Consider the following 15,817-nt stretch of genomic DNA (forward strand, 5'->3'; position numbering starts at 1 on the left):
CCACGGGCCGTGCCCCGCATGGCCGCACCACAGGGATCACAAAGGTTTCACCGAGCTCTCGACGAGCGTGGCATCGAAGCGCTCGATCAGTTCGCGAACGAAAGGGTCCGCCTCGAGCGCGGCCACCGCCTCCGCATGACGTGCGCGGCGCTCGAGCGCGTCACGCTGCGCCGGCGTCTCGCCGGCGATGTCGCCGATCTCGATGCGCAGCTTGAGCGACCGGCCAAGCGCGGCCGACAGTTGATCCTGCATGCGTTCAAGCGCGCCGCGGTTCATGTCGAGGAGATGACGATGGGCGGTCGATAGCCGCAACTGCAGGCCATCGTCGCCACACTCGACCCATTCGCAATGCTGTGCCAGTTCGCGAACCAAGCCTCCGAGCCCGAGCGCGCGAATCAGCCCACGCCAGTCGCCCAACGCAAGCAGCGCAGCCGCATCGCCACTTGCCCCTGCGGTCGTCGCGCTTGTCCGGAAAGAATCCCTGCTCGCATCCTGCGCCTCCCCCTCCCGCTGAACGAGAGCCGCGGCCCGCTCGCCCTCCCCGCGCAAATCGGCTGCGGCCTCTGCATGCGACGGATGGCTTCTCGACAGCGCCTTCGGGAGCTGCACCGGCACTTGTGGCACATGCCGCTGCGCGTCGCGCAATTCAGGGCCATCGTCCGCATACGCCTCGGCCGGAATGTCCTCCCAGGGGGGGACGTCAGCCAACACAGCCTGCGAGGCCGCAGGCCCAGAGACTGCAGGATTCGCGGACGAGCCCGCGCCCGCGGGCGGCATGGCCGCATTGGCCGTTACGGCCGCCTGCGTTGCGCCAGGCACTGGCCCCACGGGCGGCTTCGCCTCCACATCGGGTGGAATGGGGTTCTCCGGCGCGCTCGCCCCGGCCAGGCGCGGCGCCGCGGCATTCCCCTTCGCGTCTTGCGGCACGATGACGGCTTGCGGCGCTGCGTTGTCCGGCGAAACGCCCGGCGCGGGCCTGGACGCCCCAGCGGGCGAGAAGGCGGAGCTGCCGGGCAACGCCGCAGCCGCATGCCCCGGTGCCGGAGCGTCCATCGCCCGCGCCCGCCCGGACGGTCCCGCTTGCACTCCGGGCCCGCCCAGCGCCGCAGGCTGCTCGGGGCGAAAAGCGTGCAGGCGCAGCAAGGCCATGGTGAAACCGGTGTAATCGTCCGGCGCCAGCGGCAATTCGTCGCGGCCATGGATTGCGATCTGGTACGCGAGTTGCAGGTATTCCGCATCGAAGCGCGCCGCGTGGGTAAGGATGCGTGCGCGCTCGGTCTCGTCCGCAATCGCCTCCGGCGCGAACTGCGCCAGCGCGGCGCGATGCAGCAAGGTTGCCAGCGCCTGCAGCGCGGCATCGAACGACAGACTGCGCGCCTCCATCCCATCCGCCACCGCGAGCAGCGCCGCCACGTCGGCCGCAGCGAGTGCGTCAAGCACCGCATGCAGGTGATCGTCGCCGACGGTGCCCAGCATATGGGTGACCTGCTCCTCCTCGACCCTGCCGGCGCCGTGCGCGATCGCCTGGTCGAGCAGCGACAACGCATCGCGCATCGACCCAGCGGCAGCCTTGGCGAGGTGGCGCAACGCGCCCGGCTCGAAAGCCACCTCTTCGGCCTGCAGGATGCGCGTGAGGTGGTCGACGATGTGCCCCTGCGGCATCTGCTTTAGATTGAACTGCAGACAGCGCGAAAGCACCGTGACCGGAATCTTCTGCGGGTCGGTGGTGGCCAGGATGAACTTGACGTGCGCCGGAGGCTCCTCGAGCGTCTTCAGCATCGCGTTGAAGGCATGCCCGGTGAGCATGTGCACTTCATCGATCATGTAGACCTTGTACCGCCCCTGCACCGGTGCATAAACAGCCTTGTCGAGCAGCGCAGCCATGTCGTCCACGCCGCGATTGGAGGCAGCATCCATCTCGACATAATCGGGAAAGCGGTCGGCGTCGATCGCACGACAGGCATCACACTCGCCACAGGGCTCTGGGGTGACGCCCGCCTCGCAGTTCAGTGCCTTGGCGAGGATTCGGCTGATCGTGGTCTTGCCCACGCCACGGGTGCCGGTAAACAGCCAGGCGTGATGAAGTCGGCCGGTCGCGAGGGCATGCGTCAGCGCACGCACCACGTGCTCCTGACCGACCAGCGTGCCGAATGATTTCGGCCGCCACTTGCGTGCGAGGACCTGATAGCTCATGGCGGGCGATTCTAGCAGAGCCGGGGCCTCGACTCGGGGCACGATTGTGATTGTCATCGCGCGGCGTTAACCTTCTGCCGTACACGCCCGGAACCCTGCGAATCCAGGCGTCCATATCGATCCTCGCCCGGCCATCATGAACCACACCTCCCTGCTCCATCACCTCATCGCGGCCTCCGCGCAACGCATGCCTGACGCGCCGGCGCTCACCTTCTCGGGGGCCACGCAGAGCTACGCCGAACTCGATGCGGCACTCGGTCGCATCGCGAACGGACTCCTGGCGCTGGGGCTGGAGCGCGGCGAGCGCGTGGCGATCTACCTCGACAAGCGGCCCGAGACGGTCACCGCCTTCTTCGGCACCAGTGCGGCCGGGGGCGTGTTCGTGCCGGTCAACCCGATCCTGAAGGCCGAGCAGGTGGGCTACATCCTGCAGGACTGCAACGTGCGCGTGCTGGTGACCTCGCCGGAGCGCTTCGCCACGCTGCGCGACACGCTCGCCACCTGCCACGACCTGCGCCATGTCGTGCTCACCGGCAAGGCAGATGTACTCCCCGAGTTGCCCGGCGCCAGCGTGGTGCACTGGGATGTGCTGTGCGCCGCGCCACCTGCCGCAGGCCACCGCATCATCGACACCGACATGGCGGCGATCCTGTATACGTCGGGCAGCACCGGCCGCCCGAAGGGGGTGGTGCTATCGCACCGCAACATGGTCGCCGGAGGCAAGAGCGTTGCGCAGTACCTCGGCAACCACCCCGGCGACACCCTGCTTGCCGCGCTACCGCTGTCCTTCGACGCCGGCTTCTCGCAGCTCAGCACCGCCTTCCACGCGGGCGCACGCGTGGTGCTGCTCAACTACCTGATGCCACGCGACGTACTCAAGGCTGTGGAAAAGGAACAGGTCACCGGCCTCACAGCAGTGCCACCGCTGTGGATCCAGCTTTCGCAGTTGCAGTGGCCGGAAACCATTACCGAACATCTGCGCTACATCGCCAACACCGGGGGGCGCATGCCGCTGGAGACGCTCACCACGCTGCGCGGCATGCTGCCGAAGACCAGACCTTTCCTGATGTACGGCCTCACCGAAGCCTTCCGTGCCACCTTCCTGCCCCCGGAGCAGGCAGACGTGCGCCCCGACTCCATCGGCAAGGCCATCCCCAACGCCGAGATCATGGTGCTGCGCGAGGACGGGAGTGAATGCGCGCCCAACGAACCGGGCGAGCTCGTGCAACGCGGCGCGCTGGTGGCCATGGGCTACTGGAACGACCCGGAGAAGACCGCCGAGCGCTTCAAACCCCTGCCCCCTAAGGCGCCCGGCCGCCAGAGCGGGCTGGTGCTGCCCGAAATCGCGGTATTCTCGGGCGACACCGTGCGCCGCGACGAGGAGGACTACCTTTACTTCATCGGCCGTCGCGACGAGATGATCAAGACCTCCGGCTATCGCGTCAGCCCCACCGAGGTGGAAGAGATCCTCTATGCCACAAAACTGGTCGGCGAGTGCGCGGCCTTCGGGGTCGCCCATGACACCCTCGGTCAGAGCATCGTCGTCATCGCCACACCGCCCGAAGGCGGCACGCTCGACACCACTGCGCTCCTGGCTGAATGCCGCAGCCGCATGCCGGCCTACATGGTGCCCGGGCGCATCGAACTGCGCGCGGGCCCGCTGCCGCGCAACCCCAACGGCAAGATCGACCGCAAGACGCTGGCGGGCGAACTCGGGGACTGAGGGCGTGCGCGCAGCCGCGCTACGCACCACGGCCGCAAGCACGCAGGCAAGGCGCTTCACCGCGGCTGCAATCGGCACCCTGGTCTGCCTCTCGGCACAAGCCGACACCCTTCGCGTCGGCCCCAACGAGGCCTTCACCCGCATCGCCGATGCGGCCAAGGTCGCCAGGGACGGCGACACCGTCGAGATCCTGCCCGGCGAGTACCGCGGCGACGTCGCGGTCTGGAAGCAGAGGCGACTGCACATCCGCGGCACCGGCGAAGGTCCGGTACTTATCGCCGACGGGCACATTGCAGAAGGCAAGGCGATCTGGGTACTCCGCGAAGGCGACTTCCTGATCGACAACATCGAATTCCGCGGGGCGCGCGCCGCCGACCAGAACGGCGCCGGCATCCGTTTCGAGCGTGGCCGGCTGGAGGTGCGCAACAGCACGTTCATCGACAATCAGAACGGCATCCTGACCGCGAATTCTGCTGACGCAGAGCTCATCGTCCGGGACAGCCTGTTCGCGCAGGCACCACGGCAGGATGCGAGCCTGCCACACCTGCTCTACGTCGGCCGCATCGCGCGCTTCGAACTCACCGGCAGTCGCTTCCACCAGGGCTACCGCGGCCACCTCGTCAAGTCGCGGGCGCGCCTCAACGACATCCGCTACAACCTGCTCTACGACGGCGCACTGGGCGAGAGTGCCTACGAGCTCGACCTGCCCAACGGCGGGCTCGCCTACGTCATCGGCAACATCATCGGGCAGAGCGCCAACACGCGGAACCCCGTGCTGGTGTCGTACGGCGCGGAGGGCCAGGCCTGGCCTCAGAGCGCGCTTTACCTCGTGCATAACACCCTGGTCAGCGACCGCCATACCGGCACCCTGTTCCTGCGCGCCTGGACCGACCGGCTGCCTGAGAATGCGGAGATCGTCGGCATCAACAACCTGAGCGTCGGGCTCGGCAGCCTGACCTTGGCCAACCGCGGCGCGTATCGCGGCAATCTGCCGCTCCCACCCGGCGCGCTGCACGGCCCGGACGCGCTCGACTTCCGTCCACGCAACGCACAGCTCCTTCGCAGCCTCATCACGCCCGCCAGCGATGCGCACGGGATTTCGCTCGAACCGGACGCCGAATTCGCCCTGCCCATCGGTACCCGCCCGCTCGATCGACCTCGCGCATGGGCTCCGGGTGCCGTGCAGACGGGTTTCTGAGGACCCGCGTACCAGCGCCGTGCCCTGCGCTTCGCGGTATACTGGCGTGTTTTCAACGCCCCCTTGTGCACGCCCGCCATGCAGGAAAAATACCAGCCCGCCGCCCTCGAAACGGCCGCCCAGCAGCACTGGGACTCCACCGACGCCTTCCGCGTGACCGAGGACGCCAGCCGTCCGAAGTACTACTGCCTGTCGATGTTCCCCTACCCCTCGGGCAAGCTGCACATGGGGCACGTGCGCAACTACACCATTGGCGACGTGCTCGCGCGCTTCCACCGCATGAAGGGCTTCAACGTGCTGCAGCCCATGGGCTGGGACGCCTTCGGCATGCCAGCCGAGAACGCCGCGATCCAGAACAACGTGCCGCCGGCGAAGTGGACCTACGCCAACATCGAGTACATGAAGGCGCAGCTGAAGCGCCTCGGCTTCGCCATCGACTGGTCGCGCGAACTCGCCACCTGCACCCCCGAGTACTACCGCTGGGAGCAGTGGCTGTTCACCCGGCTGTTCGAGAAGGGGCTGATCTACAAGCGCCTCGGCACGGTGAACTGGGACCCGGTCGACGAGACCGTGCTTGCCAACGAGCAGGTCATCGACGGCCGCGGCTGGCGCTCGGGCGCGCTCGTCGAGAAGCGCGAGATCCCCATGTACTACATGAAGATCACCGCCTACGCCGACGAGCTGCTGTCCGCGCTGGACGACCTGCCCAACTGGCCCGAGCAGGTCAAGCTGATGCAGAAGAACTGGATCGGCCGCTCGGAAGGCGTGGAGATCAGCTTCCCGTTCGACGTCTCCAGCATCGGCCACGAAGGCGCGCTGAAGGTGTTCACCACCCGCGCCGACACCCTGATGGGCGCGACTTACGTCGCGGTGGCAGCCGAGCACCCGCTCGCCACCCAGGCCGCCGCCGACAACCCTGCGCTCGCCGAATTCATCGAGGAATGCAAGCGCGGCGGTGTGGCCGAAGCCGACATCGCCACGATGGAGAAGAAGGGCATGCCCACCAGCCTCAAGGTGCGCCATCCGCTCACCAATGAGCCGCTCGAGGTCTGGGTCGCCAACTACGTGCTGATGGGCTACGGTGAAGGGGCGGTGATGGCGGTGCCGGCGCACGACGAGCGCGACTTTGCCTTCGCCACCAAATACGAGCTGCCGATCCGCATGGTGGTCGGCTCGGAGGCCTACGCCGACACCGTCGCGCCTTGGCAGGACGCCTACGCCGAGCATGGCCGCCTGGTGAATTCCGGCAAGTACGACGGCCTCGACTTCCAGGGCGCAGTCGATGCGATCGCCACCGACCTCGCCGCGAAAGGCCTCGGCGCCAAGCGCGTGCAGTACCGCCTGCGCGACTGGGGCATCTCGCGCCAGCGCTACTGGGGCTGCCCGATCCCGATGATCCACTGCGCCGACTGCGGCGACGTGCCGGTGCCGGACGTGCAGCTGCCGGTGGTGCTGCCCGAGAACGTGGAGATCACCGGTCGCGGCTCGCCGCTGGCCAAGATGCCCGAGTTCTACGCGTGCAGCTGCCCCAAGTGTGGCAAGCCTGCCAGGCGCGAGACCGACACCATGGACACCTTCGTCGAGTCGTCCTGGTACTTCCTGCGCTACGCCTGCGCCGACAGCACGACCGCGATGGTGGACGAGCGCGTCAACTACTGGGCGCCGGTCGACCAGTACATCGGTGGCATCGAGCACGCCATCCTGCACCTGCTGTACTCGCGCTTCTTCACCCGCGCGATGCGCGACTGCGGTCTGGTCAATGTCTCCGAGCCCTTCAGCGCGCTGCTCACCCAGGGCATGGTGGTGGCCGAGACCTACTACCGCGAGCTGGACGGCGGCAAGAAGCAGTGGATCAATCCGGCCGACGTGGTGGTCGAGCGTGACGAGAAGGGCCGCATCGTCGCCGCGAAGCTCGAAGCGGATGGCCTGCCGGTGGTCATCGGCGGCATTGAGAAGATGTCGAAGTCGAAGAACAACGGCGTCGACCCGCAGTCGCTGGTGGACCAGTACGGCGCCGACACCGCGCGCCTGTTCATGATGTTCGCCGCACCGCCCGACCAGCAGCTCGAGTGGTCCGACGCCGGCGTCGAGGGCGCCTCGCGCTTCCTGCGCCGGGTGTGGAACTACGGCCACGCCTTCGCCACCACCACCCGCACCGCACTACCCGCCGAACGCAAGCTCGCCGCCGGCACCCTGCCCGCCGCCGCGGCCGACGTGCGCCGCGAGGTGCATACGCACCTCAAGCAGGCGAGCTACGACTTCGGCAAGCACCAGTTCAACACCGTGGTGTCGGCGGCGATGAAGATCCTCAACGCGCTCGAGAAGGCGCACAAGGATCTCGCTTCCAGCGAGCCCGCTGCCCATGCGGAACTGGCCGAGGAAGGCTTCTCCATCCTGCTGCGCCTGCTCTCGCCAATCACCCCGCACATCTGCCACGCGCTTTGGCAGGACTGCGGCTTCGGCACCGACATCCTCGCTGCGCACTGGCCGGAAGTTGCCGAGGACGCGCTCAAGCAGGACGAGATCGAGCTGATGGTACAAGTCAACGGCAAGCTGCGCGGCAGCATCAAGGTCGCTGCCGACGCCCCGAAGGCCGACATCGAGGCGATCGCCCTCGCCTCCGAGGCCGCGCAGAAGTTCATGGAAGGCAAGCCGGCAAAGAAGGTCGTCGTCGTCCCCGGCCGTCTGGTCAACATCGTCGCCTGAGGATCCCGCGCATGTCCATCCGCCCCAATCCCGACACCGGCCCTGCCAGCCTGCGCGCGCCCGGGGCCATTGGCGCCGAGGGCCAGCCGCAAGCTGCAATCGTGGAAGGCCCGGCAAGCACGGGTCGAAGACGCCTGTTCATGGCCGGCAGCGTCATCGCTGCCATGCTGCTGTCGGGCTGCGGCTTCCAGCTGCGAGGGCCGCAGGCACTGTCGTTCGCCACCCTGCACATCAACGCCGCGGCACAATCCGAGCTGGGCGCAAGCCTGCGCCGGCTCGTCGCCACCTCCGGCACGACGCGCATCATGGATGAGGCCGAACAGGCCGACGCGCGCCTGCAGATCCTCTCCAGCGACCGCGGCCGGGAGATCCTGAGCCTGACGGGCGCCGGCAAGGTGCGGGAGTACCAACTCACCCAGACCCTGCGCTTCCAACTCCTCGACAAGGCAGGCAAGGCCCTGATCCCACCCACCAGCATCTCCGCGCGCCGTGAGTACACCTTCGATGACAGCCAGGTGCTCGGCAAGGAGCAGGAAGAGGATCTGCTCTACCGCGACATGCAGAACGACCTGGTGCAGCAGATGATGCGCCGGCTCGCAGCCGTGAACCACGCCGGCTGAACGCGCCAGAGAGCCTGCCGCGCATGAACCTGCGCCCCGACCTGCTCACTGCCCAGCTCGAGCGCCCGCTCGCGCCACTGTGGCTACTGCACGGCAACGAACCCTTGCTGGTGCTCGAAGCGGCGGATGCCATCCGTGCCGCCGCCCGCCGCCAGGGCTACGATGAGCGCGAAACCCTGGTGGTCGGACAGGGCTTCAAGTGGGACGCGCTCACCCTCGCTGCGGGCAACCTGTCGCTGTTCGGCGGCAACAAGCTGATCGACCTGCGCATCCCCACCGGCAAGCCCGGGCGCGATGGCGGCGACGCCCTGCAGCGCTATATCACCACCCTTCCGGCACAGACCCTGACCCTGATCACCCTGCCCGAGCTCGACTGGGCAACGCGCAAGACCGTGTGGTTCAAGGCGCTCAGCGACGCGGCGGTGAGCATCGAGCTGAACGCCCCCGAGCGCGAACGCCTGCCCGACTGGGTCGGCCGCCGGCTCGCCACGCAGAAACAGTCCGCACCGCCCGAGGCGCTCGCGTTCATCGCCGACCATGTCGAGGGTAACCTGCTCGCCGCCCACCAGGAGATCCTCAAGCTCGGCCTGTTGCACGGCGAGGGCACATTGACGCTCGAACAGGTGCAGGACGCAGTGCTGAACGTCGCCCGCTACGACATCGACAAGCTGCGCCAAGCAGTGCTGGAGGGCGATCCTGCGCGCTGCGCCCGCCTGCTCGACGGACTTGAGGGCGAGGGCGCTGCACCACCCCTGGTGCTGTGGGCGCTCGCAAACGAGACGCGCAGCCTGGCCACCCTGTGCGCAGGGCGGGACGCCGGCCAGCCACTGGCCGCGCTGTTCAAGGCGGAGCGCATCTTCGAGCCACGCCGGCAGCAGGCGATGAGCAGGGCGCTAAGCCGGCTGGACCAGGCGGGGCTGCGCGCGGCGCTGATGCACGCCGCCCGCATCGACCGCATCATCAAGGGTCTGGCCGCCGGCGAGGTGTGGGACGAGTTCCTGCAGCTCACGCTGCGGCTGGCGCGCCGCCCGTAGCCCAGTCGCGGCAATCGGTGCTTTAATTGCCGCTTTGCCTCACACCCGATACTGCGATGGACATCCAGAACTACATGCAGACGCTCGGCCGCCAGGCTCGCGCGGCGTCACGCGTACTCGCCGCCACTTCGACCGCAAGCAAGAACACCGCGCTGCTGGCGATGGCCACGGAGATCCGCACCCACCGCGACGAACTGCTCGCGGCCAATGCCCGTGATCTGGACGAAGCGCGCGCCGCCGGCCTGGAGCCTGCCCTGATCGACCGCCTGACCCTGAACGAGAAAGGCATCGAGTCCATGGCCTCCGGGCTGGAACAAATCGCCACCCTGCCCGACCCGGTGGGCGAGATGACCGACCTCAAACGGCGCCCCTCCGGCATCCAGCTCGGCAAGATGCGCGTGCCGCTGGGCGTGATCGGCATCATCTACGAGGCCCGGCCCAACGTCACTGCCGATGCTGCGGCGCTGTGCCTGAAGTCCGGCAATGCGGCGATCCTGCGCGGCGGCAAGGAGGCGATCCATTCAAATCGTGCGATCGCCGCCTGCGTGCGCACCGGCCTTGTCGCGGCCGGTCTGCCCGAACACGCGGTGCAGGTGATCGAGACCACCGACCGCGCGGCCGTGGGCGCAATGATCACCATGCCCGAATACATCGACGTGATCGTGCCGCGCGGCGGCAAGGGTTTGATCGAGCGCATCTCGAGGGACGCGCGCGTGCCTGTAATCAAGCACCTCGATGGCAACTGCCATGTGTACATCGATGACGAGGCCGACCCCGCCAAGGTCGTGCCCATCGTAGAGAACGCCAAGACGCAGCGCTACGGGACCTGCAATACCGCCGAATCGCTGCTCGTCGCACGCGATGTGGCCGACATCTACCTCGCGGAGATCGGCCGCATGCTCGCCGCCAAGGGCGTCGAGATGCGCTGCTGCGCGGAATCGCTCGCGCTGCTCGCCGAGGCCGGCATCGACGCCGCAAAGCTGGTTGCCGCCACCGAGACCGACTGGCGCGAGGAGTACCTCGCTCCGATCATCGCGGTGAAGCTGGTCGACGGGCTGGACCAGGCGATCGAGCACATCAACGCCTACAGTTCGGGGCACACCGAGGCCATCGTCACCGAGAACTACACGCACGCCATGCGCTTCCTGCGCGAGGTCGACTCCTCCTCGGTGATGGTCAATGCATCGACCCGCTTCGCCGATGGCTTCGAGTACGGCCTGGGCGCAGAGATCGGTATTTCCACCGACAAGATTCACGCCCGCGGCCCAGTGGGCCTAGAGGGCCTGACCAGCCAAAAATGGGTGGTGTTCGGCAATGGAGAAACGCGCCGCTGAGCCCGGCACCCGGCATACTGGGGCACGGACGCAGGCACCACCCCGCGCGCGGGGCAACTGGCCGCCTCCACGCCCCCAGTCCTCCCGAGTGCACCTTGGTGCAAAGATACGGACCCGGACATGACGAATACGGAGGACTGCGTGCAAGCCATCGACACCACGGGAGGCCTCGATGCGGTCATTGCGCTGCCGTTCGGCCCCTTCGGCATCCGCAGCGAGGGCGAGTTCATCCGAGAGCTCGTCTTCCTGCCCCCGGGCACGCCGCTGCTCGACCCTCAGAACGCCACTGCGGGCGCGGCTGCGCATGCCCTGCGGGGCTGGATCGACGATCCCGACGCCCCCTTCCCCGTTCCACTCGCCCCCTGCGGTACGGCATTCCGCCAGCGGGTGTGGGCCGCGATCCGCGCCATCCCGCGTGGCCAGACCACCACCTACGGTGAACTCGCCACAAGCCTGGGCAGCGCACCACGCGCCGTCGGCCAGGCCTGCGGCGCAAACCCGTTCCCGCTGATCGTGCCGTGCCACCGCGTGACGTCTGCCGCCGGCCTGGGGGGCTTCGCCAACGCGCGCAGCGGCTGGCTGCTCGACGTCAAGCGCTGGCTGCTGGCTTTCGAAGGCGCGCTGTGAGCGCTCGCAAGCCCGCCGTCGAAGCCGGGCTGCAGGCACACCATCGCAGCGCACTCGACCGTTTCACCGACAACCTCTGGCTGGAACACGGCCTGGCGCGCAACACGCTGGCTGGCTATCGCAGCGATCTCGCACACTTCGCCGCCTGGCTCGAACAACGCGACGGACGGCTGCCGGCGGCCTCCGCAGCGGACCTGAGCGCCTATCTCGCGGATTTCAGCCGTAACGCCCGCCCCGCAACCCAGCGCCGCCTGCTAGCGGCATGGCGGCGCTATTACCGCATGCTGCTCGCCAACCGCGAGATTGCCGAAGACCCGACACTTCTGCTCGATTCGCCGATGCCGGCCGAGCGCTTTCCGAAGACGCTGAGCGAAGCCCAGGTCGAAGCGCTGCTCGACACGCCCGACACCGACTCGCCCCAAGGCCTGCGTGACCGCTGCATGCTCGAGGTGCTGTATGCCGCCGGCCTGCGTGTCTCCGAACTGGTCGGCTTGAAAGTATTTGCGATGGGTCTCGCTGAAGGCGTGCTGCGCATCATGGGCAAGGGCAGCAAGGAAAGGCTGGTTCCGATCGGTGAGATTGCCGCTGACTGGCTGCGCCGCTACCTGCTCGAAGCCCGCCCGGCGCTGTTGGGCGGACGCAATTGCGATGAAGTGTTCGTGACCCGATTCGGCACGGGCATGACACGGCAAATGTTCTGGCGCATCATCAAGCAGCATGCAGCTCACGCGGGAATTTCCAGCGACCGCATATCACCGCACACCCTGCGCCACGCCTTTGCGACCCATCTGCTCAATCACGGTGCGGATCTGCGCGTGGTCCAGCTATTGCTGGGACACGCGGACATTTCGACGACCCAGGTCTATACGCATGTTGCACGTGAACGGCTCAAGCAACTGCACGCAAAACACCATCCACGCGCCTGAGTCCCAGATTGCGGAGTGAATACTGCGACGCGCATGCATTCACACCGGACGCGCACGATTGGCTGCGATCCTTTTGACGACAACCACTCCCGGTTCCTCGGATAGATCATGAGCAAAAACGAAAAACACGCCCCCGAAACGCCCGCCACCCGTTTCCTGCGCCAGCATGGCATCGCATTCTCGGCCCATCTTTATGAATACGAGGAGCACGGCGGAACCGAGGTTTCGTCGCGGGAGCTCAATGTTTCGGAGCACTCTGTCATCAAGACCCTGATCATGGAGGACGAAAATAACCAGCCGATGGTGGTGCTGATGCACGGCGACCGCAAGGTTTCCACAAAGGAACTGGCGCGCCAGATTTCCTGCAAGCATGTCGAGCCCTGCAAGCCCGAAACCGCTAACCGGCATAGCGGTTATCTGATCGGCGGCACATCACCCTTCGGCACCCGGCGCAAGATGCCGGTATATATGGAACGCAGCATCCTCGATCTCCCGCTGATCTACATCAACGGCGGACGACGTGGATTTCTGGTCGGCATTCATCCGCACGATCTGATGCGCGCGCTTACCCCTGTGCTGGTGTCGGCAGCAAATTGAACGGCGGAGCGGGAACCGATCATCCTTCCCGATCAGGGCGGTTGCGGAGAAGGGTGTAAAGAAGATCGCGCACGAAATGAAAACGCTTTATCTCTCCGTTTGAAAGGTGGCACAATTGACGCGGAAAGCAGGTGTCAATTACCTGAATCAAGAACGCCCTGGAGCCTGAATAAAATGGATCTTTCCAGCTATACACTTCCCGAATTGCGTCGCCTTCAGGGCAAGATCGAAGCGGAAATCCGCCGCCGCAGTGACGTGACGCGACGCAATCTTCTCAAGCGCATGCAGAAGATGGCGGCCGACGAAGGCCTGTCGCTCGGCGACCTGCTCGAAGGCGCAACCCCCGCGGCAAGTGACGACAAGCCGGCCCGTCGTGGCCGCCGGCCCGGCCCGAAGAAAGTGAAGGCTGCGCCCGTCATCAAGTACCGTAACCCCGCCAACCCGGACCAAGGCTGGAGCGGCCGCGGCCGCAAGCCCCAATGGGCATTGGACTGGCTGGCGCAAGGCAAGTCGCTGGACGATCTCGCAGTCTGATCGGAGAATCGCCCCGATTCCCCCGGGGCGCGATTCAGCGCAGACCTTTCTGCACTGACACCTATCTGCCCGGCGGAACACATCACCACGCCCTTGCAGCCAGCCCGCGCTGCAAGGGCGGCTTCTTTTCATGCCGCAGGCGGAACGACCACGCCCGCGCGGCTGCGCTGGATATGCACACCAACACGCCGCACATCCTTCATTACGCCGATCTTGGCGACCTTCAGCTTCACCCACGGCGCACCGAACTCTTCGAAAAGCAGATTGACGACAAATTCACCCAGACTTTCGATCAGGTTGAAATGCCGTTCCGATAATTCCTTTCGGATACGTTCGGTCACCACCGCGTAGTCGATCGTGTCGGCAATGTCGTCATGCTCGGCGGCAGCGTCTGGCACGCCGAAGGTCAGATTGAGTTCGACGGTTTGCGGTCCGGTCTTCTCGCGCGCGTAGATGCCGACCCAGGCCTTGACCCGCAATTCTTCGATAAAGATGAAATCCATGCTGCTTCCCGTTTAGAATCCCTGCGATTCTAACGTGCCCAAGCCAGCCTGCCGCGTGATTGCCACGCACAGCACGAGGCTTGCCCAATGCTTCGACACGCCGCCCCTTCATGCAGTCCGTAACGGATCTACCCGCGCAAAGCGGGTCGCGGAGCCAAGATGTCCCTTCTGCTGTTGCTCGCCGCCGCCTACCTGCTAGGCTCCATCCCCTTCGCAATCGTGACCAGCAAGCTCTTCGGCCTGCAGGACCCACGCAAATATGGCTCAGGCAACCCGGGCGCCACCAATGTGCTGCGCAGCGGAAACAAGTTCGCAGCCGCACTGACGCTGATCGGCGACAGCGCAAAGGGCTGGCTCGCCGTCTGGGCGGCCACACAGCTTGGCTTTGATCTGGGACAGGCGGCGCTCGCCGGCCTGGCGGCCTTCCTTGGCCATGCATTCTCGATGTTCCTGCGCTTCAACGGCGGCAAGGGCGTCGCCACAGCGCTCGGCGTGCTGGCCGGCGTGGATGCACGGGTCGCCATCTTCAGCGCCGTGATCTGGCTGATGATTGCCTACACCACCCGCTACTCCTCGGCTGCAGCGCTGTCCGCGGCAATCGCGGCGCCCTTTGCGGCCCTGCAGTTCCTCGGCCCGCAGTTCGCCACGGGCGTGCTCGCGGTGATGGCGGCTGCGCTCGTATGGCGCCACAAGGAAAACATCGCTCGCCTGCGCGCGGGTACGGAAGGCAAGATCGGCGGCAAGAAGAAGGGCAACCCGCCCGAATCCTGAACCCGGATCGGCAAGGCGCGTCAGATCCGAACCGGCGGCTGAAGTTCAGTCATCGGCCAGCGCGACTTGACACGCACGGCGGGGGCTTCCGGCGCACCGTCTCCCGCAGCCAGGCGCATGGCGCCCGCAAAGGCGATCATCGCGCCATTGTCGGTGCACAGCGCGGGCTCCGGGTAATGCACCCGCCCCCCCCTGGCCGCGAGCGCGGCATCCAGCGTTGTCCGCAGGCACCTGTTCGCGCCCACGCCGCCAGCGACCACCAGAGTTTTCAGGCCCACCTTCTTCAGCGCAGCCAGCGCCTTGGCGCACAAGACCTCAACCACCGCCTGCTGGAACTCCGCTGCAAGGTCAGCCATATCGCCGGGGTTCCAGCCCGGCGCGGAAACGACGTTCAGCACTGCCGTCTTCAAGCCGCTGAAGCTGAAATCGAGGTCGCCGGAGTGCAGCATGGGACGCGGCAGACGAAACCGCCCCGCCACCCCCTGCTCGGCCAACTGCGCCAGTTGCGGACCTCCCGGATAGCCCAGTCCCAGCAGTTTGGCTGTTTTGTCGAAGGCCTCACCCGCTGCGTCATCCACCGACTCACCCAGGAGCGCATAGTCACCGATGCCCCGCACCCGCATCAGTTGGGTATGTCCACCGGACACAAGCAGCGCAACGAACGGAAACTGTGGCGGATCGGCCGACAGCAGCGGCGAAAGCAGATGCCCTTCGAGGTGGTGCACCGGCAGCGCCGGAATGCCCCGCGCCATGGCGAAGGATTCGGCCACGCTCGCCCCCACCAGCAGCGCCCCGGCCAGTCCCGGCCCTGCTGTGTAGGCTACGGCATCGAGATCACTCGCCTGCAACCCGGCTTCCGCCAAGGTCTGCTTCAGCAGCAGCGGAAGCCGGCGGATGTGGTCGCGCGAAGCAAGCTCCGGCACTACGCCACCGTAGGCCGCGTGGAGATCGATCTGGGAATGCAGGCTATGAGCCAGCAGACCCGCGCCAGTATCGTAGATCGCCACCCCAGTTTCGTCGCAGGAGGTTTCGATGCCGAGAACTTTCATGA

Annotated in this window: 14 protein-coding genes; 11 read left to right on the top strand and 3 right to left on the bottom strand. The window is 66.6% G+C overall.

All coding sequences use genetic code 11. The features are described from left to right. Window positions 1–36: 36 nt before the first annotated feature. Entirely contained in the window at window positions 37–2,193 is a 2,157-nt protein-coding gene (dnaX, locus tag ACUH78_RS13825) for a DNA polymerase III subunit gamma/tau (RefSeq protein ID WP_445333760.1), read from the bottom strand. Window positions 2,194–2,329: 136 nt separating this feature from the next. On the opposite strand from dnaX, the gene ACUH78_RS13830 reads away from it, so the two are divergent. The 10 genes from ACUH78_RS13830 to ACUH78_RS13875 all read left to right on the top strand — a co-directional run bounded on the left by ACUH78_RS13830 (window position 2,330) and on the right by ACUH78_RS13875 (window position 13,492). Continuing rightward, complete coding sequence (locus ACUH78_RS13830; RefSeq protein ID WP_445333759.1) at window positions 2,330–3,916, top strand: acyl-CoA ligase (AMP-forming), exosortase A system-associated; 1,587 nt, start codon at window positions 2,330–2,332, stop codon at window positions 3,914–3,916. Between the two features lie 4 nt (window positions 3,917–3,920). After that, on the top strand, window positions 3,921–5,114 hold the full coding sequence (locus tag ACUH78_RS13835) for a right-handed parallel beta-helix repeat-containing protein (protein WP_418364860.1): 1,194 nt from the start codon (window positions 3,921–3,923) through the stop codon (window positions 5,112–5,114). A 78-nt stretch (window positions 5,115–5,192) separates the two neighbouring features. Further along, the gene (gene leuS, locus ACUH78_RS13840; RefSeq protein WP_418364859.1) at window positions 5,193–7,820 is read left to right on the top strand and encodes a leucine--tRNA ligase; all 2,628 of its coding nucleotides are present in this window, start codon (window positions 5,193–5,195) and stop codon (window positions 7,818–7,820) included. An 11-nt stretch (window positions 7,821–7,831) separates the two neighbouring features. Next, the gene (locus tag ACUH78_RS13845; protein WP_445333758.1) at window positions 7,832–8,440 is read left to right on the top strand and encodes an LPS-assembly lipoprotein LptE; all 609 of its coding nucleotides are present in this window, start codon (window positions 7,832–7,834) and stop codon (window positions 8,438–8,440) included. A gap of 23 nt (window positions 8,441–8,463) precedes the next feature. Next, on the top strand, window positions 8,464–9,474 hold the full coding sequence (gene holA / locus ACUH78_RS13850; RefSeq protein WP_418364857.1) for a DNA polymerase III subunit delta: 1,011 nt from the start codon (window positions 8,464–8,466) through the stop codon (window positions 9,472–9,474). A gap of 56 nt (window positions 9,475–9,530) precedes the next feature. Then, the gene (locus tag ACUH78_RS13855) at window positions 9,531–10,808 is read left to right on the top strand and encodes a glutamate-5-semialdehyde dehydrogenase (protein ID WP_418364856.1); all 1,278 of its coding nucleotides are present in this window, start codon (window positions 9,531–9,533) and stop codon (window positions 10,806–10,808) included. Window positions 10,809–10,928: 120 nt separating this feature from the next. After that, window positions 10,929–11,435, top strand: a complete 507-nt coding sequence (locus ACUH78_RS13860; RefSeq protein WP_418364855.1) for a methylated-DNA--[protein]-cysteine S-methyltransferase — start codon at window positions 10,929–10,931, stop codon at window positions 11,433–11,435. Then, the gene (gene xerD / locus ACUH78_RS13865) at window positions 11,432–12,361 is read left to right on the top strand and encodes a site-specific tyrosine recombinase XerD (protein WP_418364854.1); all 930 of its coding nucleotides are present in this window, start codon (window positions 11,432–11,434) and stop codon (window positions 12,359–12,361) included. The genes ACUH78_RS13860 and xerD overlap by 4 nt, the downstream gene beginning before the upstream one ends. Window positions 12,362–12,469: 108 nt before the next feature. Beyond that, window positions 12,470–12,958 (top strand): Cys-tRNA(Pro) deacylase, encoded by a 489-nt coding sequence (gene ybaK / locus ACUH78_RS13870; protein ID WP_418364853.1) that lies wholly within the window; start codon window positions 12,470–12,472, stop codon window positions 12,956–12,958. Between the two features lie 174 nt (window positions 12,959–13,132). Beyond that, complete coding sequence (locus tag ACUH78_RS13875) at window positions 13,133–13,492, top strand: H-NS histone family protein (protein WP_418364852.1); 360 nt, start codon at window positions 13,133–13,135, stop codon at window positions 13,490–13,492. Window positions 13,493–13,620: 128 nt separating this feature from the next. Here the strand turns inward: ACUH78_RS13875 and ACUH78_RS13880 are convergent, their stop codons facing one another. Then, window positions 13,621–13,995, bottom strand: coding sequence for a dihydroneopterin aldolase (locus ACUH78_RS13880; protein WP_418364851.1), 375 nt, complete (start codon window positions 13,993–13,995; stop codon window positions 13,621–13,623). 159 nt (window positions 13,996–14,154) lie between these two features. Between ACUH78_RS13880 and plsY the strand changes: the two genes are divergently transcribed. Further along, window positions 14,155–14,766, top strand: a complete 612-nt coding sequence (gene plsY / locus ACUH78_RS13885) for a glycerol-3-phosphate 1-O-acyltransferase PlsY (RefSeq protein ID WP_418364850.1) — start codon at window positions 14,155–14,157, stop codon at window positions 14,764–14,766. A gap of 20 nt (window positions 14,767–14,786) precedes the next feature. Here the strand turns inward: plsY and tsaD are convergent, their stop codons facing one another. Continuing rightward, a complete protein-coding gene (gene tsaD, locus ACUH78_RS13890; RefSeq protein ID WP_418364849.1) occupies window positions 14,787–15,815 on the bottom strand; it encodes a tRNA (adenosine(37)-N6)-threonylcarbamoyltransferase complex transferase subunit TsaD in 1,029 nt (342 codons plus the stop codon). Between the last annotated feature and the right edge of the window lie 2 nt (window positions 15,816–15,817).

This window comes from Thauera sp. ZXT1-4, from assembly GCF_052598215.2.